2 protein-coding genes are annotated in these 3,047 nt (G+C 37.8%); one reads left to right on the plus strand and one right to left on the minus strand.

Annotation, left to right across the window (positions count from 1 at the left end; all coding sequences use genetic code 11):
* Positions 1 to 521: 521 nt before the first annotated feature.
* Positions 522 to 2,327 (plus strand): translation elongation factor 4, encoded by a 1,806-nt coding sequence (gene lepA / locus K737_RS05665; RefSeq protein WP_006296096.1) that lies wholly within the window; start codon positions 522 to 524, stop codon positions 2,325 to 2,327.
* A gap of 496 nt (positions 2,328 to 2,823) precedes the next feature.
* Here the strand turns inward: lepA and K737_RS10315 are convergent, their stop codons facing one another.
* Positions 2,824 to 2,961 carry a hypothetical protein gene (locus K737_RS10315; RefSeq protein WP_162471409.1) on the minus strand — a complete coding sequence of 46 codons (138 nt, stop codon included), beginning with the start codon at positions 2,959 to 2,961 and terminating at the stop codon, positions 2,824 to 2,826.
* Between the last annotated feature and the right edge of the window lie 86 nt (positions 2,962 to 3,047).

Consider the following 3,047-nt stretch of genomic DNA (forward strand, 5'->3'; position numbering starts at 1 on the left):
AATGATGCTATAGCTGGGATTTTTACTTCTTTCATACTTAATTCGGCTTGTCTTAACAAAGTTCATGCATCACTTTTTCCCATACACCCTTAATTCTATATCATCTATAAAACGAATGTACCGTCCATTGACAACCGCTCTTGATTATATAACATACTGCATTAACACTCTCTTTCTTTTGTATTTGCTTTTATTTCCGCTATCAAAACGATGCTTTTTCACTTCTCACCCTCTTTTTTAAATCGCTTAGATAATTCTTCTTCTACACCTCCAGGCCTTTTATATCATACTTTTTTATTCATGAAGACAGGTTCTTAAAACCCATTTCTATTATCCAAAAATAGATTGCTCATAACACTAATTTTGGATTGATCTTATAAAAGCTATTTGCAATCTTTTTCTCGGAAGCCTTGATTTAGGACTTTTTTGTGTAATTTTAGAATTTTCTTTGAAATGTGCGCTCTAGAAATATTCAAACAATCCTTGTATGATAAAGCACGGTACCATTGCTTTATCGTCTTATGCACATTAATAAAAATTTTATTCGTAATTTTGCCATCATTGCCCATATTGATCACGGAAAGTCTACACTGGCAGACGCACTAATGCGGATTTGCGGTGCTTTAGAGCAACGTCATGAAAAAGAGCAATTTTTAGACAATATGGATATAGAAAGAGAGCGAGGCATTACCATAAAAGCTCAAACTGTTCGGTTAAAATTTAAAGCGCAAGACGGGAACGTATATCAACTTAACCTGATGGACACGCCAGGGCATGTAGATTTTTCTTATGAAGTTAGCCGTTCTTTGGCAGCATGTGAAGGGTCTTTATTGGTGGTTGACGCTAGCCAGGGGGTTGAAGCACAAACCCTAGCCAATGTTTATAAAGCGATAGAAAATAATCATACGCTGATTCCCGTTCTTAATAAAATGGACTTGCCCTCTGCGGATCCTGAAAACATTAAAATTCAGATTCAGCATCTTATTGGTATTCCTGCAGAAGATGCTATTGAAGTTTCTGCTAAAAAAGGTATAGGAATTGAGGCTGTTTTACAAGCGATAGTGGATCGATTACCTTGTCCTCAAGGGGATGAAACCGCTTGCTTAAAGGCTCTGCTGGTAGATAGTTGGTATGATGCCTATTTGGGAGTCATTTTGTTGGTTCGAATAATGGACGGAATAATTACTCCCAAAAAGAAAATTCGCATGATGGCTGCAAACGCCGTATACACAGTAGAGCAAATCGGTGTATTTACCCCCTATCCCAATCCCGTAGAACACTTGGCGTGCGGAGAGGTAGGGTACATCATTGCTAATGTTAAGGCCGTAGGAGATTGTCATATTGGAGATACAATTACAGAAGAAAACAGGCCTGCCGAAGAAGCGCTTCCTGGATTTAAATCTTGTACCCCTGTAGTGTTTTGCAGCTTGTTTCCTGTGGAAGCTGGGGACTTTGATAAACTAAAGGAAAGTTTAGCTAAGCTTCACCTAAATGACGCAAGTTTTTCCTATGAAATGGATAGCTCTAATGCTCTAGGGTTTGGTTTTCGGTTAGGATTATTAGGGTTATTGCATTTAGAAGTTGTTCAAGAACGATTAGAGCGGGAATTTGATCTAGATCTTATTATTACAGCTCCAAGTGTTATATACAAAATTCAGTTGCAAAACGGCACTTGGATTGATCTTCATAATCCGTCTGACATGCCTTCACCCAACGAGATAAAATCAATGATGGAACCTTGGATCAAAGCAACGCTTTTTGTTCCAGATGCTTATGTAGGGTCGATTCTTACCCTATTGGTAGAAAGAAGAGGAATTCGTGAAAGTCTGGAATATGTTACTCCCACCCGGGCGCTGATGGTCTATAGAATGCCCTTAAATGAAGTGGCTTTTGATTTTTATGATACTTTAAAAAGTTTAAGTCGTGGCCATGCTAGCTTTGATTATGAAATGAACGGGTATGAAGAAGGAGAGCTCGTATTGTTGTCCATTGCACTTAATGGAGACCCCATTCATGCTTTGTCTTTTGTAGTCCCTAAAGTTAGAGCATATGACAAGGGAAGAGCGATTTGCGAAAAACTAAAAGAAATTTTGCCACGGCAGCTTTTTCCTATTGCAATTCAAGCAACAGTGGGGGGAAAAATTTTGGCCAGAGAAACCGTCTCTGCATTGCGAAAAAATGTAACTGCTAAATGTTACGGTGGTGATATTACGCGAAAACGCAAATTACTTGAAAAGCAGAAAGAAGGAAAAAAGCGTATGCGACAATTTGGAAATATAGAAATTCCTCAAAAAGCGTTTATTGAGGTGCTAAAAATAGGAAAGTAAAATCAGCGTACGAGGCGTGTCAGGGGGAAGTAATTTTTTTTAACGTAGCAGAAGGTGAATCACGCATACTCACAATGTTCTTTTCAAGTAAAGAAAAACGCAAAGAGCAAAGTCAAGTAGCTTTTGGGCTTCATTTCTTTGAAATGTTAACGAGGTTAAGTAGGTATTGGCAGGAGATGTTGTTTTTTTTCTACAAAAAAAGTTTTTTGCACTAAAAAATTAAATACAACCTTCTTTAAAAATTTTGTGTTCTCTATAAAAGAGACTATTTATTTTTTTTAAATTTTATACGCAAATAAAACCACGAGAGGGCGTGAATGTAGAGCCCCCTATGTCTTCGTGGAAGAATATAATGCATGCAGATCTGAAAGCCTGTATTCATGATTTAGCTATCCTTTTAATAGGATCATGGAATGGGCTATCATACTCATGTTTTCAGCAGTCGCTATGGCAATTTCATAATATTTAGATACCCTTCGAAAATGATTTAGCTATCCTATGTCCTTTCGACAATCCAACGCTTTGGAAGTATGACCCATCCTTGAGATATGCGCTCTGAGGTTGCTATAGTTTTATTCAATAGAGTTCTCACAAATTCCTCCAGGGGGTTTCTATATCCAGCATCTGCACACACTTCCTTTAATGTAGGATATTTTTACAACGCTTCCTAAAAAACTCTGCACCCAGCAACTAGTGTCATGCGTATTGGCCTTATGAACC

The organism is Holospora undulata HU1 (assembly GCF_000388175.3).
Taxonomy (GTDB): domain Bacteria; phylum Pseudomonadota; class Alphaproteobacteria; order Holosporales; family Holosporaceae; genus Holospora; species Holospora undulata_A.